We start from the raw sequence: 24,985 nt of genomic DNA, 5'->3' as shown, positions 1-24,985 counted from the left end.
CACACGCATGCCCCAATACAAAATTGCTGCACTGTTTTATTCACGTCACATAAAGCGTGACAATGAATGAAAAAAGTTACAACCAGGTTAATAAAAAACTCGAATTGATCTCTCGAATATATTACTCCGCAAATCCCTTACAATAAAAAGGTTTTTATTGAGTTAGTTTTACGTTTTTCGACAGTGATCAATTTATAGCGAATTTACCACTTTTGCACCAATTTGATCGGCGACAATTTAACGATTTTCAGCATCTTTTCCAAGCTTTTAAATATTGATTTAAATCAATTTTATTCAGCATTGTTAATTTTGTATCCGGTGTAGAATCACAGTAAAAACATTGTTAACAACATGTTCATTTTAACGCCATTCATGGTTATCAATCGGCGGGTAAAGATAAATAATGGCGACTTTATTTAACGTTTATCATTCATGTAAAAAATGAGACAACTGCGGCAACTTAAAGGGGGCGTAAAATTAGAGCGGATGATTATCTTGTTTATTTTACAATTATTTCACTTTCGCGATTATCATACTTAACACCGCGCAGTGATTATTCGTTATATTTCCTGGGACATTAATACCCTTTTATTTTACAGGTTATTACTGACAAGCATCCAGCGCCGGGTTGCCCCCCAGACGATAAGCGCCAGCAACGTCACTGCTGCGCCAAGCAAGCAAACCCCCTGCCAGCCGAAAACAGCATAAATCGCCGTCGTTGCCATGGCACCCAGTCCGCTGCCGAGAGCGTAAAACAGCATATACAACGCCACCAGTCTGCCGTGTTGCGAGGCGTGGGTACGCAAAATCAGGCTCTGATTGGTGACATGCAGCGCCTGGCCGCCAAGATCGAGCAAAACAATACCGAGGATAAATAACGCCAGAGAGTGTTGTAACTGTGACAGCGGCCACCAGGCCAGCAGCAACAAGAGGAGCGCCAGTAAACTCGTGCGCTGCGCATTGCCGCGATCTGCTTCGCGCCCGGCTTTTGCCGCTACCAGCGCGCCCGCAACGCCCGCCAGGGCAAACAAGCCAATTACCGTATGGGAGAAACCAAACGGTGCGGTACTTAACGGCAGCACCATTGCGCTCCAGAAAATATTAAAAGCGGCAAACATCAACAACGCCAGCACACCACGGATTTGCAATACGCGATCCGTGCGTAACAGACCCAGCATTGAGGCCATCAAACGTAACCAACTGACAGAAATCATCGCGCTGCGCATAACAGGTAACCGCCGCCAGAGCAGCAGCAATAACACCAGCATCAGCGATGCCGAGACGCCATAAACCGCGCGCCAGCCCGCTAAATCGCTGATAATACCGGCAAAAACTCGCGCTAACAGCAGACCGATAAAAACGCCGCCTTGCGCCGCACCCACTACCCTGCCCCGTTCCTGTTCATTAGCAATGCTGGCTGCGCTGGCAATCAATCCTTGTGTCATTGCCGTGCCCAGCAACCCTGTTGCCAACATGCCGGCAAGCAACACCGCTGCCGATTGTGCCAGCGCGACAGCGGCGAGCGCACCCACCAGCACCAGCAACTGCACTAACAATAACCGACGTCGCTCAACAAGATCGCCTAATGGCACCAACAGCAGTAAGGCCAGCGCCGATCCCACTTGCGTTGCCGTCACCACGCCGCCGACAGCCGCCTGGCTGATCGCAAAGCTCTGTGCCAGTGCATCCAGCAACGGCTGCGCGTAATAGACATTCGCCACACATAAACCGCTGGCCACGGCAAACAGGGCGATGACACTGCGCGGCGTTGCCTGTGCGTTTTTATTCATACTTCCATCCCGGTTGCAAAACGAAACTAGTTGAAGGGTAGATAAACCAGTTTTAAAATGCAACCAGAATACTAACCGGAGATTCACCATGCCACTGAATACTCAACCTTGCCCCGTCGCGCGTTCTGTCGATTTGATTGGCGATCGCTGGGCACTCCTTATCGTGCGTGACGCTTTTGATGGTGCGCGACGTTTTGGCGATTTTCAGCGAGGTCTTGGCGTGGCGCGCAATATTCTTACCGACAGGCTACGCAAACTGGTGGAAGCGGGTATTTTCACCACGCAGCCAGCGTCAGACGGCACGACGTATCAGGAGTATGTGCTGACCAAAAAAGGCGAGTCGCTGTTTCCGGTGGTCGTGGCGCTACGCCAGTGGGGCGAACAGCATCTTTTTGCACCGAACGAGCCGCATTCCGTGTTGATTGATAGCCAAAGCGGCGAAGTCATTCCGCCGATGCAACCGCAGGCGGCAGACGGGCGTATCCTTAGTGCGGCAAATACGCAGGTACGTAAACTGCAGCCATAAAAAAGGCCGCTACGGGAGCGGCCAACCATGTCGAAAGGATACTTGCTCCCCTACATGGAGGAGCAATGAGGTTTTATTTGATAACAGATTTCAGCGCTTCGCCGATATCGGCCAGGCTACGTACGGTTTTCACACCCGCCGCTTCCAGAGCAGCGAATTTCTCGTCTGCGGTGCCTTTACCACCGGCAATGATGGCGCCTGCGTGGCCCATACGTTTGCCTTTCGGCGCGGTCACACCAGCGATATAACCCACAACCGGTTTAGTCACGTGATCTTTAATATACGCCGCAGCTTCTTCTTCCGCGCTGCCGCCGATCTCACCGATCATTACAATCGCTTCGGTCTGCGGATCTTCCTGGAACAGTTTCAGGATATCGATAAAGTTTGAACCCGGGATCGGGTCACCGCCGATGCCCACACAGGTGGACTGGCCGAAACCGTAATCTGTGGTCTGTTTAACCGCTTCATAGGTCAGCGTACCGGAACGGGAAACAATACCGACTTTACCAGGCTTATGAATATGGCCAGGCATGATACCGATTTTGCACTCGCCTGGGGTGATAACACCCGGGCAGTTCGGGCCAATCATGCGCACGCCAGCTTCGTCCAGCTTCACTTTCACCGTCAGCATATCCAGCGTCGGAATACCTTCAGTAATGGTGATAATCAGTTTAATGCCCGCATCGATGGCTTCGAGGATCGAGTCTTTGCAGAACGGTGCCGGAACATAGATCACGGTAGCCGTCGCGCCAGTTGCTTCAACCGCTTCGCGCACGGTGTTAAACACCGGCAGGCCAAGGTGCGTGGTGCCGCCTTTGCCTGGCGTAACGCCGCCAACCATCTGGGTGCCATAGGCAATTGCCTGCTCGGAGTGGAAAGTCCCCTGGCTTCCGGTGAAGCCCTGGCAGATAACTTTGGTGTTCTTATCAATCAAAACAGACATTATTTCCCCTCCACTGCGGCAACAACCTGCTGTGCTGCATCCGTCAGACTTTTCGCTGCAATAATATTCAGGCCGCTGTCCGCCAGGCGTTTCGCGCCCAGTTCAGCATTGTTACCTTCCAGACGCACAACCACCGGTACGTTAACACCTACTTCTTCTACCGCGCCGATGATACCGTCAGCGATCAGGTCGCAACGCACGATACCACCGAAGATGTTAACCAGTACCGCTTTCACGTTCTCATCGGAAAGGATAATTTTGAACGCTTCGGTCACGCGCTCTTTGGTCGCGCCGCCGCCCACATCCAGGAAGTTCGCCGGTTCGCCACCGTGCAGTTTCACGATGTCCATGGTGCCCATCGCCAGACCTGCGCCGTTGACCATACAGCCGATGTTGCCATCCAGTGCAACATAGTTCAGTTCCCAGTGCGCCGCCTGCGCTTCGCGCGGATCTTCCTGCGACTGGTCGCGCATTTCGCGCAGTTCCGGCTGGCGGAACAGAGCGTTGCCGTCAGCACCCAGTTTGCCGTCGAGGCAGATCAGATCGCCCTGTTTGGTGATCACCAGCGGGTTGATTTCAATCAGCGCCAGATCGCGCTCAAGGAAAATGGTCGCCAGACCCATGAAAATCTTGGTGAATTGCTGAACCTGCTTGCCTTCCAGACCCAGTTTGAACGCCAGGTCACGCCCCTGATACGGCATCGGGCCGGTCAGCGGGTCGATGGTGGTTTTGTGGATCAAATGCGGGGTCTCTTCCGCCACTTTCTCGATTTCCACGCCACCTTCAGTGGACGCCATGAACACGACACGGCGAGAGCTACGGTCAACCACCGCGCCCAGATACAGCTCTTTGTCGATATCGGTTGCCGCTTCAACCAGAATCTGGTTTACCGGCTGGCCGTTCGCGTCTGTTTGGTAGGTCACCAGGCGTTTGCCCAGCCAGTTTTCCGCGAAGGCGCGAATATCTTCTTTGCTGTTGACGACTTTTACGCCGCCCGCTTTACCACGGCCGCCGGCATGGACCTGGCATTTAACCACCCAAGGGCCTGCACCGATTTTGGATGCCGCTTCTTCGGCTTCACGCGGGGTAGTACAGGCGTAACCAACCGGAGTCGGCAGACCTGACCGGGCAAACAGTTGTTTCGCCTGATACTCGTGTAAGTTCATGTGTTCTATCCATCCTTCATTTAATTTGTCACGCCGGATGACGGCCTACAAAGCAGGTGTTCGTTATAGTGGCCCGGCAACGGACGTCGCCGGGCTAAGGACACTAGACGTCCAGCAGCAAGCGAGTCGGATCTTCCAGCAGCTCTTTGATGGCTACCAGGAAACCAACGGATTCGCGACCGTCAATCAGACGGTGATCGTAAGAGAGCGCCAGGTACATCATCGGCAGGATCTCAACCTTGCCATCAACCGCCATCGGGCGATCTTTAATGGCGTGCATGCCCAGAATCGCACTCTGCGGCGGGTTGATGATCGGTGTAGACATCAGCGAACCGAACACCCCACCGTTGGTGATGGTGAAGTTACCGCCAGTCAGATCGTCAACGGTCAGTTTGCCGTCACGGCCTTTCACTGCCAGCTCTTTGATTTTCTTCTCGATATCCGCCATGCCCAGCGTATCGACATCGCGCAGCACCGGTGTTACCAGACCACGCGGCGTGGAAACCGCCATACTGACATCGAAATAGTTGTGGTAAACCACGTCATCGCCATCGATGGACGCGTTCACTTCCGGGTAGCGTTTCAGCGCTTCAACCACTGCTTTCACGTAGAAAGACATAAAGCCCAGGCGGATACCGTGACGTTTTTCAAACGCGTCACCGTACTGCTTACGCAGATCCATAATCGGCTTCATGTTGACTTCGTTGAACGTCGTCAGCATGGCGGTAGAGTTTTTCGCTTCCAGCAGACGCTCGGCAACGCGTTTGCGCAGACGGGTCATCGGCACACGTTTTTCGGTGCGGCCAGCCAGCGGTGCCACCGGGGCGCTCGCCGGAGCAGCAGCTGGTTTTTCCTCTTTCGCCGGTGCTTTCGCCAGATGTTTCTCAACATCTTCGCGTGTAATACGACCGCCAACGCCCGTGCCTTTGATAGCGCTGGCTTCGAGGTTGTGCTCAGCCAGCAGGCGACGGATCGCCGGGCTCAGTGCATCATTGTTTTGCTCTTCCAGCGAGGCCTGCTGGCGCTGTGCCGGTGTGGACTCTTTCTCTTCAGATTTGGCACTGCTCTCTTTACCAGAGCTGTTGCCCTCTTTCAGGCGGCCCAGGATCTGGCGGGAGGTCACAGTGGTGCCTTCATCTTCCAGCACCGCGTCCAGAATACCGTCTGCCGACGCCGGTACTTCCAGTACCACTTTGTCAGTTTCGATTTCGACCAACACTTCGTCGCGTCGTACGCTATCGCCTGGTTTTTTGTGCCAGGTCGCAACGGTCGCGTCAGCAACGGACTCGGGCAGATCGGGAACAAGAATATCTACGCTACTCATTATTTATCCTTTAATTAATCGACGTTCAGCGCGTCATTTACCAGATCTTGTTGCTGTTTCTGGTGAACGGACAGGTATCCCACCGCCGGAGAGGCGGAGGCCGGGCGACCTGCATAACGCAGAGCGGCCCCAAACGGAATCACATCACGGAAATGATGCTGGCTGCAGTACCAGGCGCCCTGGTTAAGCGGCTCTTCCTGGCACCAGACAAAATCATGTACGTGAGCGTAAGGTTTCAGCGCTTCCTGCACCGACTGGTGCGGGAACGGGTAAAGCTGTTCGATACGCACAATCGCGACATCTTTCTGGTCGTTTTTACGACGCTGTTCCAGCAGATCATAATAGACCTTACCAGAGCAAAGGATCACGCGCTTAACGCCTTGCGGATCAAGATCATCCACTTCGCCAATCGCCGGCATAAAGGTGCCGTTCGCCAACTCATCCAGCGTGGAAATCGCCTGCGGATGACGCAGCAGCGACTTCGGCGACATCACCACCAGCGGACGACGCATACCGCGCAGCGCCTGGCGACGCAGCATGTGGTAAACCTGCGCCGGGGTAGACGGCACGCAGACCTGCATATTTTGCTCAGCGCACAGTTGCAGATAACGCTCCAGACGCGCGGAGGAGTGCTCCGGGCCCTGGCCTTCATAACCGTGCGGCAGCAGCATCACCAGGCCACACATACGGCCCCATTTCTGCTCGCCGGAGCTGATGAACTGGTCGATAACCACTTGCGCGCCGTTGGCGAAATCGCCGAACTGCGCTTCCCAGATGGTCAGCGTGCGCGGCTCTGCCGTGGCATACCCATATTCAAACGCCAGTACCGCTTCTTCGGAGAGCACGGAGTCCCACACGCGGAACGCCCCCTGCGAATTGTGTACATGGCTCAGTGGCGTATAGGTAGAACCGTTCGCCTGGTTGTGGATCACCGCATGGCGATGGAAGAAGGTGCCGCGACCGGAGTCTTCACCGGACAAACGTACCGGAATCCCTTCATCCACCAGCGTGGCATACGCCAGTGTTTCTGCGCCGCCCCAGTCGAACAACTTCTCGCCGCTCGCCATCAACTGGCGGTCAGCGTAAATCTTCGCCACGCGGGACTGCATTTCGATGGCTTCCGGCACCGTACTGATGCGTTTTGCCAGCTCCTGCAAGCGCTTCATTTCCACCTTGTTCGGGTAGCTCTCATCCCACTCGTGGTTGAGGTACGGCGACCAGGTAAAGGAGTGCATATTCATCGGACGCCATTCGGCGACCACACACTCACCCGCATCCAGCGCATCGCGGTACAGGTTTACCATTTCGGTGGCATCTTCCAGCGTAATGGTTTTTTCCTGCTCCAGGCGATCGGCGTAGATTTTGCGCGGCGTCGGGTGTTTTTTGATTTTCTGGTACATCAGCGGCTGGGTTGCGCTCGGCTCGTCGGCTTCGTTGTGGCCGTGACGGCGGTAACACACCAGGTCGATAAAGACATCGCGTTTGAAAGTATTACGGAAGTCGAGCGCCAGGCGAGTGACGAACGCCACGGCTTCCGGATCGTCCGCATTAACGTGGAAAATCGGCGCCTGCACCATCTTACCGATGTCGGTACAGTATGGCGTAGAGCGCGCATCCAGCGGGTTCGAGGTGGTGAAGCCCACCTGGTTGTTAATGACGATACGCACCGTGCCACCCACTTCGTAGCCGCGTGCTTTCGACATGTTCAGGGTTTCCTGCACCACGCCCTGGCCCGCAACGGCGGCGTCGCCGTGAATGGTGATTGGCAGCACTTTATTGCTGCTCGGTTCGTCAAGGCGGTCAAGACGCGCACGAACGGAACCGATAACCACCGGGCTGACAATCTCGAGGTGTGACGGGTTAAACGCCAGCGCCAGGTGTACCAGGCCGCCTTCCGTTTCCACATCGGACGAGAAGCCCATGTGGTATTTCACGTCGCCGGTGCCGAGGTGTTCTTTATGTTTACCGGCGAATTCGTCAAACAGATCCTGCGGCTGTTTACCCAGCACGTTAACCAGTACGTTCAGACGTCCGCGGTGCGCCATACCCAGCACCACTTCACGGGTACCGCTCTTGCCCGCATGACGGATCATCTCTTTGAGCATCGGCACCAGCGCATCGCCGCCTTCCAGCGAGAAGCGCTTCGCACCGGGGAATTTCGCGCCCAGATAACGTTCAAGACCTTCTGCGGCCGTCAGTTCAGTCAGGAAGCGTTTTTTCTCTTCGCTGCTGAAGCTGGATTTACCGGCTGCGGATTCGATGCGTTGCTGGATCCAGCGCTTCTCTTCGGTGCTGGTGATATGCATATATTCCGCACCGATCGAACCGCAATAGGTCTCTTTCAGTGCGTTAATCAATTCGCCCAGCGGCATGGTGTCTTTGCCAATCGCAAAAGACCCCACGTTAAAGCTGTTCTGGAAATCGGCTTCCGTCAGATCGTGATAAGCCGGATCGAGATCGGGAACCCTCTCTTGCTGCCACAATCCCAGCGGATCGAGGTTCGCATGTTGATGACCACGAAAACGGTATGCGTTGATAAGTTGCAGGACTTTAACCTGCTTCACATTGGTGTCGGGGTCGGAAATAGAGGAAGAGTAACGTGAAGCATCTTTCGCCAGCTGACGGAAATAATCACGCGTCTTGGAGTGGAACTGATCCGGTTTGACTCCGGTGCCCGGTAACTGCTGGAACATAGAACGCCAGTTTGCATCTACCGAGTCAGGATCGGTTAAGAAGTCTTCATAGAGCTGTTCTATCCAGCTCTGGTTCGACCCAGAGAGGTAAGAAGAGTCCAGCCAGGCTTTCATTGCGCCGTTCTGCATCGTGATCCCTTAAGCATTGTTATGCTTACTTCGCCGTGGATAACTACGACGTACACCCGTTAGCGCACGTCCCAGGGTTCACTTGCGGGCTCTTGGTGGCCCGCGAAGGAACCTTTAAAAACTGCCTAATCTTCGCTGTCCGGGCTGCGACTGCGTTGGCTACCTTTGCTTACTCTGGTCACATAGTTGACTATGCTCCCAGGGATGCGCTCAGTTGCCGCCTTGTCTCGCACCAGACATCTCGATTATGTCTACTGTGGCGGTTTTTAAAGGTTTCCTGCTTCCTTGTTACCCGGCGGCGCTAACGCTGCCGGGCAAAAAAAACATCACTATTAATGTAGGCCGGATACGCGTCAGCGCCATCCGGCACTGACATTTATGCGCTTCGTTGCAACAACATCGACTTAATATGGCCGATGGCGCGCGTCGGGTTCAGCCCTTTCGGGCATACACTGACGCAGTTCATAATGCTGTGGCAGCGGAATACACTGAAAGCATCGCTTAACCCTTCCAGACGGTTATCGGTTTCCGTATCGCGGCTGTCGATCAGGAAACGGTACGCCGCCAGCAGACCGGCCGGGCCGATAAATTTGTCCGGGTTCCACCAGAACGACGGGCAAGATGTCGAGCAGCAGGCGCAGAGAATACATTCATACAAACCGTCGAGTTTTTCACGCTGATCAGGTGACTGTAAGTGCTCTCTTGCTGGCGGATTTTGCCCATTATTCAATAAGTAAGGCTTAATCTTCTCATATTGGGCGTAGAATTGTCCCATGTCCACCACCAAATCGCGGATTACCGGCAGACCAGGCAGAGGACGGATCACAATCTTCTGTTTGCCGTTGCCCAGAGCGGAAATCGGGGTGATACACGCCAGACCATTCTTACCGTTCATGTTCAAACCATCGGAACCACACACCCCTTCACGGCAGGAGCGGCGGAACGACAGCGTAGGATCTTTTTCTTTCAGCTGCATTAACGCATCCAGCAGCATCATGTCACGCCCTTCTTCGCCTTCAAGGGTGTAATCCTGCATGCGCGGCGCGTCATCAACGTCCGGGTTATAGCGATAAATCGAAAATTCGAGTTTCATTATCCTGTCTCCGCATTAATAAGTACGAATCTTCGGCGGGAATGCCGGACGCAGTTTCGGTTCCATATTGACGCTGCGACGCGTCATGGACTCCGTTTCTGGCAGATACAGGGAATGGCACAGCCAGTTTTCGTCGTCACGATCCGGATAGTCGAAGCGGCTATGCGCGCCACGGCTCTCAGTACGGAAGTTTGCGGAGACCGCCGTTGCATACGCGGTTTCCATCAGGTTATCCAGCTCCAGGCACTCAACGCGCTGGGTGTTAAATTCGGTGGAGGTATCGTCCAGACGGGCGTTTTTCAGACGTTCGCGGATCACTTTCAGTTGCTCAAGCCCTTTCGCCATCGCATCGCCTTCGCGGAAGACCGAGAAGTTATGCTGCATACACTCTTGCAGCGCTTTACGAATGGTGACCGGATCTTCGCCATTGCGGTTGTTGTTCCAGCGGTTGAGGCGCTCAAGGGAACCTTCGATATCAGACTCGCTGGCATCGCGCAGCGCGCCCTGCTCGGCGATAGACTCTTGTAAATGCAGACCTGCCGCGCGACCGAACACCACCAGATCCAGCAGCGAGTTACCGCCCAGACGGTTAGCACCGTGTACGGATACACAGGCAATTTCACCTACGGCAAACAGCCCCGGAATGACGACATCTTCGCCTTTCTCGTTCACCGTCAGCGCCTGGCCAGTGACTTTGGTCGGAATACCGCCCATCATATAGTGGCAAGTCGGGATGACCGGGATCGGCTCTTTCACCGGGTCGACGTGTGCGAAGGTGCGCGACAGTTCAAGGATCCCCGGCAGGCGCGATTCCAGCACCTCTTTACCCAGGTGATCGAGTTTCAGTTTCGCGTGCGGGCCCCACGGGCCGTCACAGCCGCGACCTTCACGGATTTCGATCATGATGGAACGCGCCACCACATCACGACCCGCCAGGTCTTTGGCGTTTGGCGCATAACGCTCCATAAAGCGCTCGCCATGTTTGTTCAGCAGGTAACCGCCTTCCCCGCGGCAACCTTCCGTTACCAGCACACCCGCGCCCGCGATACCGGTCGGGTGAAACTGCCACATTTCCATATCCTGCACCGGTACGCCTGCGCGCAGCGCCATACCCACGCCGTCGCCGGTATTGATATGTGCGTTGGTGGTGGACTGGTAAATACGGCCCGCGCCGCCGGTCGCCAGCACGGTTGCACGCGCTTTGAAGTAGACCACTTCACCGGTTTCAATACACAGTGCGGTACAACCCACCACCGCGCCATCCTGGTTTTTCACCAGATCCAGCGCGTACCACTCGGAAAAGATCGTCGTGTGATTTTTCAGGTTTTGCTGATAAAGGGTGTGCAACAGCGCATGACCGGTACGGTCCGCTGCGGCTGCCGTGCGCGCCGCCTGCTCGCCGCCGAAGTTTTTCGACTGGCCGCCAAACGGGCGTTGATAGATACGGCCATCATCGAGACGGGAGAACGGCAGACCCATATGTTCCAGCTCAAGAATCGCTTCCGGGCCGGTTTTACACATATATTCAATGGCATCCTGGTCACCGATGTAATCGGAACCTTTTACCGTGTCGTACATGTGCCATTCCCAGTTATCTTCATGGGTATTACCCAGCGCAACGGTAATACCGCCCTGCGCAGATACGGTGTGAGAACGGGTTGGAAAGACTTTAGAGAGCAGCGCACAGGTTTGCCCGCTCTGGGAAATTTGCAGCGCCGCGCGCATACCTGCGCCACCGGCACCAATAACAACAGCATCAAATTCTCTGACTGGCAGTTTCATTACACACCCCACACCACAACGAATCCATAAATCACGTAAGCCGCGAGTGCAACGACGATAGCCAGTTGCAGAACCAGGCGCACAGCCAGCGGTTTAACGTAGTCGGTCAACACCTGCCACATGCCAATCCAGGCATGGATCAGAATCGAAAACAGCGCCAGCAGCGTGAAGACTTTGGTGAAAGCGGAGGAGAAAAACCCAGTCCATACCACCCAGGTCAGATCGCCGTGCGTGGCAAAAAAACCGACCATATAGATGATGTATAACGTCAGGACGATGGCAGTAGCACGGACAAGAATAAAATCATGTACGCCGTTGCGTCCTAATGCGGAGGCGTTGCTTACCATACGAGGACTCCTGCGAGAATTGAAAGCACGACAGTGATTGCAAAAGAGAGATTAGCGGAACGCTTTCCTGCTTCGAAGGTTTCTTCCAGCCAGCCAAAATCCATTAACATATGGCGAATACCGCCCACAGCGTGATAAGCCAGCGCTGTCAGGATGCCCCAGAAAATGAATTTAACGAAAAAGCTGCTCATGATGGCAGAGGCGGTCAGGAAGCCCTCTTCGGACGACAGCGACAGGCCCAATAACCACAGCAGAATGCCAACCGCCACGAAAGTAATGACGCCGGAAACGCGGTGGAGAATGGAAGCTATAGCCGTAACAGGAAACCGAATTGTTGTCAGATCCAGATTGACAGGTCTTTGTTTTTTCACATTTTTTATCATGAATAACGCCCACATGCTATTCTTATAGTTTCCTTCCTCCGGTCTGCGTGCGGGTCAGACAGCGTCCTTTTCTATAACTGCTCGTCATGCAAAAAATTAGCTTCCAGATGCTAAACGACAGGTTACAACGCTGGGTGGCTCGGGATTGCAGGGGTATTCCGGAGACCTGGCGGCAGTATAGGTCGTTCACAAAATCATTACAATTAACCTACATATAGTTTGTCGGGTTTTATGCAGAACAGTGACCCCCATCACGATAACAACATTCTTTTAAATTTTAATCATCTGATTTGACAAAAGTTAAACATTCTTGTTACAAACTACGCCAGAAAGGGCTTATAATTCGCAAAAGTTATGGGGTCTTACTTTCACCTGAGAATAAGTTATGTAACAGTGTGATGGTATTGACCGATGTAATCAGGACAGTTATTAGTGGTATACAGGTTTGATAAATTCGGACTGCTAAGACGCTGATTTGCTGTTTTTTCACTGTGTTTTCAATGTGTACTTGCACGCGCCCATCGCTCTGTACCCTGGTACCTCCTCTCAACAGAGCTGCGAGCTAAATAACAAACTGGTAACGTTGACGGGCAGTTGAATGCAAATCCGGTGACTGGCGGTCTTAAGCAATAAGGCGCTAAGGAGACCGTAAATGGCTGATAAGAAAGCAACCATCACCTACAATGGTGACGCTGCTATTGAACTGGATGTGCTAAAAGGCACGCTCGGTCAGGATGTGATTGATATCCGTAGTCTCGGTTCAAAAGGGGTATTCACTTTTGACCCAGGTTTTACCTCTACCGCATCATGCGAATCGAAAATCACCTTTATCGACGGTGACGAAGGTATTCTGCTGCACCGTGGTTTCCCTATCGACCAACTGGCGACCGAATCCAACTATCTGGAAGTCTGCTACATTCTGCTGTACGGCGAAAAACCGACGCAGGAACAGTTTGACGAATTCAAACTGACCGTAACGCGCCATACCATGATCCATGAGCAGATCACCCGTCTGTTCCACGGTTTCCGTCGCGACTCGCACCCAATGGCGGTGCTGTGCGGTGTGACCGGCGCGCTGGCCGCGTTCTACCATGACTCACTGGATGTTAACAATCCGCGTCACCGCGAGATTGCCGCGTTCCGCCTGCTGTCGAAAATGCCGACCGTTGCGGCGATGTGTTACAAATATTCCATTGGTCAGCCGTTCGTCTACCCGCAGAATAACCTCTCCTACGCCGGTAACTTCCTGCACATGATGTTCTCCACGCCGTGTGAACCGTATGAAGTGAACCCGGTGCTGGAACGCGCAATGGACCGCATTCTGATCCTGCACGCCGACCATGAACAAAACGCTTCCACCTCTACCGTGCGTACCGCTGGCTCTTCTGGCGCGAACCCGTTCGCCTGTATCGCTGCGGGTATCGCCTCCCTGTGGGGACCGGCACACGGCGGCGCCAACGAAGCTGCGCTGAAGATGCTGGAAGAGATCAGTACCGTGAAACACATTCCGGAATTCCTGCGCCGCGCCAAAGACAAAAACGATTCGTTCCGTCTGATGGGCTTCGGTCACCGTGTCTACAAGAACTATGACCCGCGGGCGACCGTGATGCGTGAAACCTGCCACGAAGTGCTGCGTGAGCTGGGCACCAAAGATGATCTGCTGGAAGTGGCGATGGAGCTTGAGCACATTGCGCTCAACGACCCGTACTTTATCGAACGTAAGCTCTACCCGAACGTCGACTTCTACTCCGGTATCATTCTGAAAGCGATGGGTATTCCTTCTTCCATGTTTACCGTTATCTTCGCGATGGCGCGTACCGTGGGCTGGATTGCACACTGGAACGAAATGCACGACGACGGCATTAAAATTGCCCGTCCGCGTCAGTTGTACACCGGTTATGAAAAACGCGAGTTCAGCTCCGATCTGAAAAAAGATTGATAGCTAACCCGCAGAAAAAACGCGCCTTCAGGCGCGTTTTTTATTTCAATGCTGACAAGCCGGGCACCAGTAAAACGGCCGGGACGACATGGTGGTTTTCGCAATTATCCCGCCGCAACGCTCGCACGGTTCGCCTGCGCGGTGAAACACCTTAAAGCGAAACAGCGCGCCGTGGTGTTTATTCTCATCCACCACGCCGCGTGTCTGGTACGACAAACGCGGAATATCCAGCAGCGCATGCGCTAACACGTCGAGTTGTTCTTCGCTTAGCTGCGAAGCGTTACGCTGCGGTGCCAGGGCGCTTTGCCAGAGAATTTCGACGCGCAGGTAATTTCCCAGCCCGGCAAGAAAGGCCTGATCGAGCAATAACCCGGAAAACTGGCGACGGCGAAAACGGGGAGATAACAACCGCGCTTTTACCTGCTCTACGGTTAGCGTCATATCCAGCACATCCGGGCCAACACGCTGTAAAAACGGATGCTGCGCCAGTTGTTCCGGTGTGAGTAACGCAATGTCCGACGCGCTGTACAGCAAAATCGCCTTCTGCTCCGTTTGCAGCCGCACACGCAGCACACGGTTGGTTTGCGGGATCTCACCTGCCCCGACCACACGCCAGACGCCGTAAAGCTGGTTATGGCTGTAAAGCGTCAGTCCACCGGAAAAATGCGTCAGAAGCGCTTTTCCCCGCGTTTCAATGTTCTCAACGTACTGCCCCACAAGATCAGCGGCGAAACCTTTCAACGACGGCAGGCCAAACCAGACATCCGTCAATGGTTTGCCTTTAACAGCGGCTTCAAGCGTATCCGCCGCCCGGCGGATCTCCGGTCCTTCCGGCATAAAAACTCCTTGCGTTAGTGGGCGGAAATCATCACACCACGTTGGGCAAAGGCACCGTGTAAGCGGCGGGCAAACAGCAGCGCGTGCTCGCCATCACCATGCAGGCACACCGTTTGCGCCTGCACATTAACAAACTCACCGGTGACACACCTCACCCGCCCTTCCAGCACCATGTCCAGCGTTTGCGCCAGCGCCAGATTGTCATCATCAATCAGTGCGGCAGGCTCACTGCGCGGCACCAGCCGACCATCGCGAAGGTAGCCGCGATCGGCAAACACCTCCTGGCGCGTACGCAAACCATAACGCTCTCCGGCACGAATTAACTCGCTGCCCGCCAGCCCAACCAGAATCAATGCGGGATCCGCATCGTAAACCGCTCCGGCAATGGCATCGGCCAGCGCCACTTCATCCGCCGCCTGGTTGTAGAGCATACCGTGCGGTTTCACATGGTGCAGTTTGCCGCCTTCGGCACGCACCATCGCCGCCAGGGCACCAATTTGATACAGCATCTGCGCATAGACAATATCCGGTGGCAGGTGCATCGGCGTACGGCCAAAATTCTCCCGATCCGGAAAAGAGGGATGGGCGCCCACCGCCACACCGTTACGCAATGCTTCGCGTACACAGCTCAGCATGGTTTGCGCATCCCCTGCGTGAAAACCGCAGGCGATATTGGCGGAAGAAACAAGCTGGAGCAGCGCCGCATCGTTGCCGCAGCCTTCGCCGAGATCGGCGTTTAAATCAATCTTCATTGTGCAGACGCCATGCCAGTTGATCGAGATAGATACGCTGCTCGCGCCGCGCCTTCAGTGCCTCATCCAGCGAGCACTGGACAAAGTGTATCGGCTGCCCGAGTGGGATTTGCGCCAGATGGTACATATCCGCCTCGATAATGCAGGCAATTCGCGGGTAGCCGCCTGTGGTCTGGGCATCATTCATCAGCACTATCGGTTGCCCGTTAGAGGGAACCTGCACGACGCCCGGCAACAAGCCGTGGGAAAGCAGTTCGCGTGACGTAGTGCGCACCAGCGGCTGGCCCTGCAAACGATAACCCATGCGGTTACTCTGCGGGCTTATCTGCCACGGCAAACGCCAGAGCGCCTCCTGCGAGGCGCTGTCAAATTCGTGATACTCCGGCCCAGGCAATGCGCGAATACGGTTGCCCCACAGCAACTGTTTTACCCCTTGCTGCGTGTGAAAATGACGGACAGGTTCGCCCAGTGGCAACACATCGCCATCGCGCAATAATCGCCCTTCCAGCCCGCCGATAGCGGTTTTCAGATCGGTACTGACCGAGCCCATCACCGCAGGTACTGCAAAGCTACCCGCTATCGCCAGGTAACTGCGCACGCCATGCAGCGGCCTTTTCAGTACCAGCCGCTGCCCGGCTTTTGCCGCAAATCGCCAGCCGGTCCACACCGCTTTGCCGTCAAGTTTCGCCTCACAGCCTGCGCCAGTGAGCGCAAACCAGACATCGCGACCAAACTCCACTTCGCACTGACCGAAGGTGATTTCCAGCGCCGCCGCCTCCGGCGCGTTTCCCACCAGCGCATTGGCAATTTGCAACGCGGGTTCGTCCAGCGCGCCACAATAACTGACGCCGGACTGGCGCAAGCCAATACGTTTGCCGCCCTGCAAGGTGGTATACATTCCCGCGCGGATAATGTTCAGCATACGCCCTCCTTGCGCGGCACAAACCGCAGCGTATCGCCCGGACGTAATAGCACCGGCTCCGGCAAGCGCGGGTTGAATAACGCCAGATCGGTACGACCAATCAGGTTCCAGCCGCCGGGTGTTTCCAGTGGGTAAATGCCGGTTTGCGCGCCGCCAATGGCGACAGAGCCGGCGGGAACGCTCACTCGCGGTTCAGCGCGGCGCGGTGTGGCGAGCGCCTCCGGCATCCCGCCCAGATAAGGGAAACCAGGCTGGAAGCCAAGAAACCACACCACGTAATCGACAGAAGCATGCAGCTCAACAACCTGCTTTTCCGTCATCCGGCAGTGTTCCGCCACCAGCCCCAGATCCGGCCCGGCCGCTTTGCCGTACAGCACCGGGATCTCAATGGATCGTGACTCGGGCTCCAGCGCCTCGCTCTCTTCCCACCAGCGCTGTAAACGCTCAATAGCGTCGAGCGCCAGCGAATGCGGATCGCGCAGCACCACCGTAATGTTATTCATCCCCGGAATGGCTTCCACCACGTCCGGCACGTCCGCCAGCCGCTGCGTCAGCCGCCAGATACGCTTTTGCGTCGCCAGTTGTACCGGAGGCTCCAGCTCCAGCACCACCGCGCTTTCACCTAACAAATAACACCGTGCTCGCTGCACTTGTACTCTCCTTACGCCGGGTTCGGAATATCGATAAACGTGACGTCAAGATCGGTATTTTCATTCAGCCAGTCGCTGAGCGCGCGAATACCACCGCGCTCGGTAGCGTGGTGACCCGCAGAGTAGAAATGCAGCCCCTGTTCACGGGCAGAGTGAATGGTCTGCTCGGAGACTTCGCCGGTGATAAACGCATCAACACCGAAACGGGCCGCTTTATCAATAAAACCCTGCCCGCCGCCGGTACACCAGGCAACGCGGGTGATTTTTTCCGGCCCGGTATCGCCACACCACAGCGGCTTGCGCCCGAGACGCGCTTCAATCCACGACGCCAGCTCCAGCCCCGGAACCGGCATGGAGAGTTCGCCCCACGGCAGCAACTCTTCAATTTCGCCCATTACGTTAATGCCGAGCAACGCCGCCAGTTGAGCGTTATTGCCAAGCTGTGGGTGCGCATCAAGCGGCAGGTGCCAGCCGTACAGGTTGATGTCATTGGCCAGTAACGTTTTCAGGCGATTACGCTTCATCCCGCGAATGATCGGCGCTTCGTTTTTCCAGAAATAACCGTGATGCACAATCACCGCGTCCGCCTGCTGGCGTACCGCTTCGTCCAGCAATGCCTGGCTTGCGGTCACGCCGGTGATAATTTTCTGTACCGTTTCCCGCCCCTCAACCTGTAGCCCGTTCGGGCCGTAATCACTGAACGCCGCACTGTTAAGTTTTTCGTTAATCACTTTTTCCAGCTCGGTATTTTTCATCATCACTCCTTTACGCTTTACGGGCAGCTTCATAGGCCGCCAGCGTGGCGGTACGCGCCTGTTTATGGTCAACAATCGGGCGGGGATAATCGAGTTTTACCCGGTGTTTATCCGCCCAGTCCCAGGGTTGATGCACCGATTTTTCCGGCACATTTTTCAGCTCCGGTAGCCAGTGGCGAATAAACGCGCCGTCAGCATCAAACCGTTCGCCCTGCGTGGTCGGGTTAAAAATACGAAAATAGGGAGCCGCATCGGTGCCCGTCGAGGCCGCCCACTGCCAGCCGCCATTGTTTGCCGCGAAATCGCCATCGATCAACTGCGACATAAAATAACGCTCCCCATGGCGCCAGTCGATAAGTAAGTCCTTGACCAGAAAGCTCGCGGTTATCATCCGTAAGCGGTTGTGCATCCAGCCGGTAGCGTTCAACTGGCGCATCGCCGCATCAACAATAGGGTAGCCGGTATTGCCGCGTTGCCAGGCTTGCAGATGCCCGGCGTTTTCCTGCCACTGCACCTTATCAGTCCAGGCTATAAAAGGACGATGCTTACAGAGTGCCGGATGATAGGTCATCAGATGGCGATAAAATTCGCGCCAAATCAGCTCATTCAGCCACACGGCTCCCGGTCCGCCGTCGAGCGCCCGCGGTTGTTCAGCCAGCAGACGATGCAGGCACTGGCGCGGTGATAACGCGCCAGTCGCCAGACACACCGACAAGCGGCTGGTGCCTTCGATTGCCGGGAAATCGCGCAGCTGCTCATACGCCGCCGCCTGCTGCTGGCAAAACTGACGAAGCCGTGCGAGAGCGCTTTTCTCATCGGCCGGGAACAAGTTTTCGTCAAATTCCTGCTGCGGATAATCAAGCGTAATCGGTTTTATTGCGACCTCGACGCCTTCACGCGGGTGCGGTGCGGCGACACACTGAGGCAGATCCGCTTTCAGCCGACGCAGAAAGGCATTTTTAAAGGGCGTAAAGACTTTATACATCTCATGATTGCCGGTCATCACGCTACCAGGTGCCAGCATCACGCTGTCGTCAAAACCCTGGCAGGCAACATTTGGCAGTGCCTTTTCGACGGCCACGTCACGCTGTCGTTCGTTAAATTCGTATTGATAGTTATAAAAAAGATGGCTGACTTGCTCGCGCCCACAGACATCCACCACCGTTTGTACGCTGTCGGTAAAATCTGCCGCTTCCCGGTAGATCAACGGAATGCCCTTTTCCGCCAGCGCCTGCTGCAAGGCGTTGAGATGCGCATTGAGACAGGCAGCCTGGCGTGGCGCCATATTATGTTGCCGCCACTGTGCCGGCGTGGCGATAAACAGGGCTTTTACCTGCGCGTTATCGCTGCGACAGGCAGCAGCAAGCGCAAGATTGTCGTGCACGCGCAAATCCGCGCGAAACCAGACCAGATGGGTGGTCATACCGCTCCTAATATCCTTAATGTAAGCACCGCGCCTTTGGCCGGGGAGTTGACATGGCGTAGCCCGGCCAGGGACGCGTCGGGAAATTCAACCATATAGTGTTTGAGTAAGGTCTTCGGTGCAAGCCGTGGCTGGGGTCGCTGGCGATAACATTCAATCAGCGTGGAGAGAGCTGGCTGCTGGCGGGCATAAAGCGTTTGATAAAAACCAGGCATCAACGCCCTGGTATGATTGCGCCGCGTGGTTAGCGCCAGGCGGGTCGGAGCAAATATCTGGCGGGCAGAGAGCGACTTAGCCGCGAGCGCAAGCCCTGTATAACAACCGTAAAAAAGACGGGTTTCCCGGACAAACAGGCATGAATGCCAGCGGGGATGTTCTCGCGCATTACGGCTCCTTTTTCTACCCCGGTAAGGGTAGTCACAGGCCGCAGATAAAAAAAAGCCACCGCAAAAGCGGTGGCGATGAGGTTTGCTGTGTGTCGTCGATTAATAAAAGTCGCAGGCTACTTTCTCTGCCTGCTCCATCCACACCGGTTTATCGCTGGTTTTTGCCCAGACGCGATGCAGATAGCTATAAAAACGTGCGCGGTCTTTCCAGAACAACATTACCGGCAACGCCAGCACACCCGCCAGAACGGCGAAAGCACGTCGCATCAACACAATATGAGCCGGAAACGCTTTGTATGTGTCCATAATTCTCTCCCCTTTGTCAGGCCGGTAAGCAGCACCGGAAAATAATTAGCCCCCACTGAAACTCACTAACGTAAAAACCAGGGCGGCACTGAAATCTGGTTAAAATAGTACCGTTTTGTTTGTAATTTTACTACTCATCCGACCACTATTTTTTGTCAATTTAGGCTTTATTTACATTGAGCCGGTAAATAAGTTACAAAATGGTTAAATTAATACTAACCATCAGTTAAATTGTGGATTATTTGATAAGCAGGGCTGCCCGGGGAAAGGGACAACGCGCATTCACACCACTCCCCCTGCTCATTCCGCGCGATTTTTATATTTTTTTTACACCTCGCCCGCCGATTTTTGCGAAATCTTTGCGTCGAAAATTCTACTTTTTCTGCACATCGTTAAATCACCCCGGAGGTGGATTGTGAGTGCAGGCGTAGTAATCGGCATCGTGCTGGTTTTCCTGTTATTGGGCTATCTGGTTTATGCCCTGATCAACGCGGAGGCTTTCTGATGGCCGCTCAGGCGTTTCTTCTGATTGCCAGCTTTCTGCTGGTATTGTTTATCCTCGCGCGTCCGCTCGGTTCGCTGCTGGCGAAAATGATCGCCGGGCAGCCGCTGCCCGGCGTGCGCGGTGTGGAAAACCTCCTCTGGCGCGGGCTTGGTATCGATACCCGTGAAATGAACTGGCGGCACTATTTACTGGCGATTTTGTGGTTGAACATCTTCGGCCTGGTGCTGCTGTTTGCGATGCTGATGCTGCAAGGCATTCTGCCGCTTAACCCACAAAACCTGCCGGGGCTCTCCTGGCACCTGGCGCTGAACACCGCCGTCAGCTTTATCTCCAACACCAACTGGCAGGCGTACTCCGGGGAGAGCACCCTGAGCTATTTCAGCCAGATGGCGGGACTGACGGTACAAAACTTCTTATCCGCCGCGACGGGTATTGCTGTGGTCTTTGCGCTGATCCGCGCTTTTTCACGTCGCAGTATGGAGACGCTCGGTAACGCCTGGGTTGATATCACGCGCATTACCCTGTGGCTGTTGCTGCCCATCGCACTGCTGATTGCTCTGTTTTTTATTCAGCAAGGGGCGCTGCAAAACTTTTCGCCGTACCAGGCTTATACCTCGCTGGAAGGTGTGCAACACCTGATGCCGATGGGGCCTGTTGCGTCGCAAGAAGCGATAAAAATGCTCGGCACCAACGGCGGCGGCTTCTTTAACGCCAACTCGTCGCATCCGTTTGAAAACCCTACAGCCTTAACCAATTTTGTGCAGATGCTGGCGATCTTCCTGATCCCGGCGGCGCTGTGCTTCGCTTTTGGCGATGCGGTCGGCGATCGCCGCCAGGGACACATGTTGCTGTGGGCAATGTCGATTATTTTCGTCATCTGCGCCGGGATTGTGATGTGGGCGGAGTTGCAGGGTAACCCGCACTTCCTGACGCTCGGCGGCGACAGCGCCATCAATATGGAAGGGAAAGAGAGCCGTTTCGGCATTCTGGCCAGCAGCTTGTACGCCGTGGTCACCACCGCGGCCTCTTGCGGCGCGGTCAACGCCATGCATGACTCGTTTACCGCGCTTGGCGGCATGATCCCGATGTGGCTGATGCAGATTGGCGAAGTGGTGTTCGGCGGCGTGGGTTCGGGTCTTTACGGCATGCTGCTGTTTGTGCTGCTCGCAGTGTTTATCGCCGGGTTGATGATTGGCCGCACACCTGAATTCCTCGGCAAGAAAATCGACGTGCGTGAAATGAAAATGACCGCGCTGGCGATCCTCGTCACCCCGGCTCTGGTGCTGATTGGCACCGCGCTGGCGATGATGACCGACGCCGGTCGCAGCGGCATGTTCAACCCCGGTATTCACGGCTTTAGCGAAGTGCTGTACGCCGTCTCATCTGCCGCCAATAACAACGGTAGCGCCTTTGCGGGCTTAAGCGCCAATACGCCGTTCTGGAACTGTTTGCTGGCGTTTTGCATGTTCTTTGGCCGCTTTGGTGTGATTGTGCCGGTGATGGCGATTGCCGGTTCGCTGGTGGCGAAGAAAATTCAACCGACCAGCTCCGGCACGCTGCCAACGCATGGTGCGCTGTTTATCGGCCTGCTGATCGGCACCGTGTTACTGGTCGGCGCTTTAACCTTTATTCCAGCCCTGGCGCTTGGCCCGGTGGCGGAATACCTGCAATTTTAAGAGTGGCGGAGACGCGTTATATGAGTCGTAAACAACTGGCGCTTTTCGAACCGAATCTTGTTCGCCAGGCGCTGATGGATTCCGTGACCAAGTTAAGCCCGCATGTGCAGTGGCGTAACCCGGTAATGTTTATTGTCTGGATTGGCAGCGTGTTAACTACCCTGCTGGCGCTGGCAATGGCGACCGGTCATCTCGACGGCAGCGCGTGGTTCACCGGCGCGATCAGCGTGTGGCTATGGGTGACGGTTCTGTTCGCCAACTTCGCCGAAGCGCTGGCCGAAGGCCGCAGTAAAGCGCAGGCCAACAGCCTGAAAGGGGTGAAAAAGACCGCCTTTGCCCGCAAACTTCGCGCCCCGCAGCATGACGCGCAAATCGACCACATTCCGGCGGAAGATCTGCGCAAAGGCGACATCGTGCTGGTGGAAGCAGGCGACATTATCCCCTGCGATGGCGAAGTGATCGAAGGCGGCGCGTCGGTGGATGAGAGCGCGATCACCGGGGAATCCGCACCGGTGATTCGTGAGTCCGGCGGCGATTTCGCCTCAGTAACCGGCGGTACGCGTATTCTCTCTGACTGGCTGGTGATCCAGTGCAGCGTTAACCCTGGTGAAACCTTCCTCGATCGCATGATCGCGATGGTGGAAGGCGCGCAGCGGCGTAAAACGCCGAACGAAATCGCGCTGACCATTTTGCTGGTGGCGCTGACGATCGTGTTCCTGCTGGCAACGGCAACGCTGTGGCCCTTCTCCGTATACGGCGGCACGCCGGTGAGTGTCACCGTGCTGGTTGCCCTGCTGGTATGTCTCATCCCAACCACTATCGGCGGACTGCTTTCCGCGATTGGTGTCGCGGGGATGAGCCGCATGCTGGGGGCAAACGTGATTGCCACCAGCGGTCGCGCGGTGGAAGCGGCGGGCGATGTCGATGTGTTATTGCTGGATAAAACCGGCACCATCACGCTGGGTAACCGCCAGGCGTCAGACTTCCTGCCCGCCCGGGGCGTGGATGAAAAAACGCTGGCCGATGCCGCGCAGCTCTCCTCGCTGGCGGACGAAACGCCGGAAGGCCGCAGTATTGTTATTCTGGCGAAACAGCGCTTTAACCTGCGCGAGCGCGACATGCAGAGTCTGCAAGCGACCTTTGTGCCGTTCACCGCGCAAACCCGGATGAGCGGGATTAACGTGCAGGACCGGATGATCCGCAAAGGTTCCGTCGATGCCATTCGCCGCCATATCGAAGCGAATGGCGGTCAGTTCCCGGCTGATGTCGAAGCGCTGGTCGAACGCGTGGCGCGCCAGGGAGCAACGCCGCTGGTGGTTGCCGAAGGGGCAAAAGTGCTGGGCGTGATTGCGCTGAAAGATATCGTCAAAGGCGGCATAAAAGAGCGTTTTGCTCAGTTACGCAAAATGGGTATTAAAACGGTGATGATCACCGGTGATAACCGCCTGACCGCCGCCGCGATTGCCGCTGAAGCGGGTGTCGACGATTTTCTGGCCGAAGCGACACCGGAAGCCAAACTGGCGCTGATCCGCCAGTATCAGGCAGAAGGCCGGCTGGTAGCGATGACCGGCGATGGCACCAACGACGCCCCCGCGCTGGCGCAGGCGGATGTGGCGGTCGCGATGAACTCCGGTACACAGGCGGCGAAAGAAGCGGGCAACATGGTGGATTTGGATTCCAACCCCACCAAGCTGATTGAAGTGGTGCATATCGGCAAACAGATGCTGATGACGCGTGGTTCGCTGACCACCTTCAGTATCGCTAACGATGTGGCGAAGTACTTCGCCATTATCCCGGCAGCGTTTGCGGCGACCTATCCGCAACTGAATATGCTCAACGTGATGCACCTGCACTCCCCGGCGTCGGCGATTTTGAGTGCCGTTATTTTTAACGCGCTGGTGATTGTGTTTCTGATCCCGCTGGCATTGAAAGGGGTGAGCTACAAACCGCTGACCGCCTCTGCCATGCTGCGTCGCAACCTGTGGATCTACGGGCTGGGCGGTTTGATCGTGCCGTTTATTGGCATCAAAGCGATCGACCTTATTCTCACGCTGTTCGGCCTGGTGTAAGAGGAAGATAAAAATGGCTTTATTACGTCCCGCATTTCTGCTTTTGATACTCTTTACCCTGATTACCGGCGGGCTTTATCCGCTGCTGACTACCGCGCTGGGGCAGTGGTGGTTTCACGATCAGGCCAACGGCTCACTTATTCGTGAAGGCGACAATGTGCGTGGCTCTCGCCTGTTAGGCCAGGATTTTACCCAGCCGGGATATTTTCATGGTCGCCCTTCCGCCACGGCGGACGCGCCTTATAATCCTATGGCGTCCGGCGGCAGTAACCTGGCGGGTAGCAACCCGGAGCTGGATAAAGCAGTGGCGCAGCGCGTCGCGCAACTGCGGGCCGACAACCCGCAAGCGGATACGCATGTACCGGTAGAACTCATTACCTCCTCGGCCAGCGGCCTTGATGGTCAGTTATCTCCGCAGGCCGCGGAATGGCAGATCCCGCGGGTGGCGCAGGCGCGTAACCTGCCGGTGCAGGTGGTGGCGAAACTGGTGGCGCAGCACACCTCAACGCCGCTGGTGAATTTTATCGGCCAACCGGTGGTGAATGTGGTGGAACTTAATCTGGCGCTGGATGCGCTCAAGGACAAATAA

The 24,985-nt window shown here is 55.5% G+C and carries 24 protein-coding genes; 7 read left to right on the top strand and 17 right to left on the bottom strand.

Features of this window, described 5'->3' with window-relative positions; genetic code table 11:
• Nucleotides 1-593 precede the first annotated feature (593 nt).
• Nucleotides 594-1,790 carry an MFS transporter gene (locus H650_RS21135; protein ID WP_020457057.1) on the bottom strand — a complete coding sequence of 399 codons (1,197 nt, stop codon included), beginning with the start codon at nucleotides 1,788-1,790 and terminating at the stop codon, nucleotides 594-596.
• 88 nt (nucleotides 1,791-1,878) lie between these two features.
• Here H650_RS21135 and H650_RS21130 point away from each other — a divergent pair, with 88 nt between their 5' ends.
• Nucleotides 1,879-2,316, top strand: coding sequence for a winged helix-turn-helix transcriptional regulator (locus H650_RS21130; protein WP_020457056.1), 438 nt, complete (start codon nucleotides 1,879-1,881; stop codon nucleotides 2,314-2,316).
• 73 nt (nucleotides 2,317-2,389) lie between these two features.
• Here H650_RS21130 and sucD read toward each other — a convergent pair whose 3' ends face one another.
• From sucD to sdhC, 8 genes are all read right to left on the bottom strand, one after another.
• Nucleotides 2,390-3,259, bottom strand: a complete 870-nt coding sequence (sucD, locus tag H650_RS21125; RefSeq protein WP_020457055.1) for a succinate--CoA ligase subunit alpha — start codon at nucleotides 3,257-3,259, stop codon at nucleotides 2,390-2,392.
• A complete protein-coding gene (gene sucC, locus H650_RS21120; protein ID WP_017455943.1) occupies nucleotides 3,259-4,425 on the bottom strand; it encodes an ADP-forming succinate--CoA ligase subunit beta in 1,167 nt (388 codons plus the stop codon). Before sucC ends, sucD begins: the two co-directional genes overlap by 1 nt.
• A 103-nt stretch (nucleotides 4,426-4,528) precedes the next feature.
• Complete coding sequence (gene odhB, locus H650_RS21115; protein WP_020457054.1) at nucleotides 4,529-5,749, bottom strand: 2-oxoglutarate dehydrogenase complex dihydrolipoyllysine-residue succinyltransferase; 1,221 nt, start codon at nucleotides 5,747-5,749, stop codon at nucleotides 4,529-4,531.
• A gap of 14 nt (nucleotides 5,750-5,763) precedes the next feature.
• Nucleotides 5,764-8,571: a 2-oxoglutarate dehydrogenase E1 component gene (sucA, locus tag H650_RS21110; RefSeq protein WP_020457053.1), complete on the bottom strand. Its 2,808-nt coding sequence runs from the start codon at nucleotides 8,569-8,571 to the stop codon at nucleotides 5,764-5,766.
• Nucleotides 8,572-8,947: 376 nt separating this feature from the next.
• Complete coding sequence (locus H650_RS21105) at nucleotides 8,948-9,664, bottom strand: succinate dehydrogenase iron-sulfur subunit (protein WP_017455940.1); 717 nt, start codon at nucleotides 9,662-9,664, stop codon at nucleotides 8,948-8,950.
• Nucleotides 9,665-9,679: 15 nt separating this feature from the next.
• Complete coding sequence (gene sdhA, locus H650_RS21100) at nucleotides 9,680-11,446, bottom strand: succinate dehydrogenase flavoprotein subunit (RefSeq protein ID WP_020457052.1); 1,767 nt, start codon at nucleotides 11,444-11,446, stop codon at nucleotides 9,680-9,682.
• Nucleotides 11,446-11,793, bottom strand: a complete 348-nt coding sequence (sdhD, locus tag H650_RS21095; RefSeq protein ID WP_020457051.1) for a succinate dehydrogenase membrane anchor subunit — start codon at nucleotides 11,791-11,793, stop codon at nucleotides 11,446-11,448. The genes sdhA and sdhD overlap by 1 nt, the downstream gene beginning before the upstream one ends.
• Complete coding sequence (gene sdhC / locus H650_RS21090) at nucleotides 11,787-12,191, bottom strand: succinate dehydrogenase cytochrome b556 subunit (protein ID WP_017455937.1); 405 nt, start codon at nucleotides 12,189-12,191, stop codon at nucleotides 11,787-11,789. Before sdhC ends, sdhD begins: the two co-directional genes overlap by 7 nt.
• 275 nt (nucleotides 12,192-12,466) lie before the next feature.
• Between sdhC and H650_RS26250 the strand changes: the two genes are divergently transcribed.
• Nucleotides 12,467-12,625, top strand: coding sequence for a hypothetical protein (locus tag H650_RS26250; RefSeq protein ID WP_436873314.1), 159 nt, complete (start codon nucleotides 12,467-12,469; stop codon nucleotides 12,623-12,625).
• Between the two features lie 203 nt (nucleotides 12,626-12,828).
• Nucleotides 12,829-14,115 carry a citrate synthase gene (locus H650_RS21085; RefSeq protein WP_017455936.1) on the top strand — a complete coding sequence of 429 codons (1,287 nt, stop codon included), beginning with the start codon at nucleotides 12,829-12,831 and terminating at the stop codon, nucleotides 14,113-14,115.
• A gap of 45 nt (nucleotides 14,116-14,160) precedes the next feature.
• On the opposite strand, the gene nei is transcribed toward H650_RS21085, so the two are convergent.
• The 8 genes from nei to H650_RS21050 form a co-directional block, all read right to left on the bottom strand.
• Nucleotides 14,161-14,952, bottom strand: a complete 792-nt coding sequence (gene nei, locus H650_RS21080) for an endonuclease VIII (RefSeq protein WP_020457050.1) — start codon at nucleotides 14,950-14,952, stop codon at nucleotides 14,161-14,163.
• Nucleotides 14,953-14,966: 14 nt separating this feature from the next.
• Nucleotides 14,967-15,704, bottom strand: a complete 738-nt coding sequence (pxpA, locus tag H650_RS21075) for a 5-oxoprolinase subunit PxpA (RefSeq protein WP_020457049.1) — start codon at nucleotides 15,702-15,704, stop codon at nucleotides 14,967-14,969.
• Complete coding sequence (pxpC, locus tag H650_RS21070) at nucleotides 15,694-16,626, bottom strand: 5-oxoprolinase subunit PxpC (protein WP_020457048.1); 933 nt, start codon at nucleotides 16,624-16,626, stop codon at nucleotides 15,694-15,696. The genes pxpA and pxpC overlap by 11 nt, the downstream gene beginning before the upstream one ends.
• Nucleotides 16,620-17,276 (bottom strand): 5-oxoprolinase subunit PxpB, encoded by a 657-nt coding sequence (gene pxpB / locus H650_RS21065; protein WP_044489594.1) that lies wholly within the window; start codon nucleotides 17,274-17,276, stop codon nucleotides 16,620-16,622. The genes pxpC and pxpB overlap by 7 nt, the downstream gene beginning before the upstream one ends.
• An 11-nt stretch (nucleotides 17,277-17,287) precedes the next feature.
• The gene (locus tag H650_RS21060; RefSeq protein WP_020457046.1) at nucleotides 17,288-18,031 is read right to left on the bottom strand and encodes a type 2 GTP cyclohydrolase I; all 744 of its coding nucleotides are present in this window, start codon (nucleotides 18,029-18,031) and stop codon (nucleotides 17,288-17,290) included.
• A gap of 10 nt (nucleotides 18,032-18,041) precedes the next feature.
• A complete protein-coding gene (gene phrB, locus H650_RS21055) occupies nucleotides 18,042-19,454 on the bottom strand; it encodes a deoxyribodipyrimidine photo-lyase (protein ID WP_020457045.1) in 1,413 nt (470 codons plus the stop codon).
• A complete protein-coding gene (locus tag H650_RS24915; RefSeq protein WP_286141487.1) occupies nucleotides 19,451-19,708 on the bottom strand; it encodes a DUF1722 domain-containing protein in 258 nt (85 codons plus the stop codon). Before H650_RS24915 ends, phrB begins: the two co-directional genes overlap by 4 nt.
• A gap of 231 nt (nucleotides 19,709-19,939) precedes the next feature.
• The gene (locus H650_RS21050; protein ID WP_017455929.1) at nucleotides 19,940-20,146 is read right to left on the bottom strand and encodes a YbfA family protein; all 207 of its coding nucleotides are present in this window, start codon (nucleotides 20,144-20,146) and stop codon (nucleotides 19,940-19,942) included.
• Nucleotides 20,147-20,561: 415 nt separating this feature from the next.
• Between H650_RS21050 and kdpF the strand changes: the two genes are divergently transcribed.
• From kdpF to kdpC, 4 genes are read left to right on the top strand one after another with little or no spacing between them, the layout of a single operon-like run.
• Nucleotides 20,562-20,651, top strand: coding sequence for a K(+)-transporting ATPase subunit F (gene kdpF / locus H650_RS21045; RefSeq protein ID WP_020457044.1), 90 nt, complete (start codon nucleotides 20,562-20,564; stop codon nucleotides 20,649-20,651).
• Nucleotides 20,651-22,327 carry a potassium-transporting ATPase subunit KdpA gene (gene kdpA / locus H650_RS21040; protein ID WP_020457043.1) on the top strand — a complete coding sequence of 559 codons (1,677 nt, stop codon included), beginning with the start codon at nucleotides 20,651-20,653 and terminating at the stop codon, nucleotides 22,325-22,327. The genes kdpF and kdpA overlap by 1 nt, the downstream gene beginning before the upstream one ends.
• A 20-nt stretch (nucleotides 22,328-22,347) precedes the next feature.
• Entirely contained in the window at nucleotides 22,348-24,396 is a 2,049-nt protein-coding gene (kdpB, locus tag H650_RS21035; RefSeq protein WP_020457042.1) for a potassium-transporting ATPase subunit KdpB, read from the top strand.
• 13 nt (nucleotides 24,397-24,409) lie between these two features.
• Complete coding sequence (kdpC, locus tag H650_RS21030) at nucleotides 24,410-24,985, top strand: potassium-transporting ATPase subunit KdpC (RefSeq protein ID WP_020457041.1); 576 nt, start codon at nucleotides 24,410-24,412, stop codon at nucleotides 24,983-24,985.

This window comes from Enterobacter sp. R4-368, from assembly GCF_000410515.1.
GTDB lineage: Bacteria > Pseudomonadota > Gammaproteobacteria > Enterobacterales > Enterobacteriaceae > Kosakonia.
Note: the sequence above shows the minus strand (reverse complement) of the source record. Positions and strands in the feature narration are given on the sequence as shown.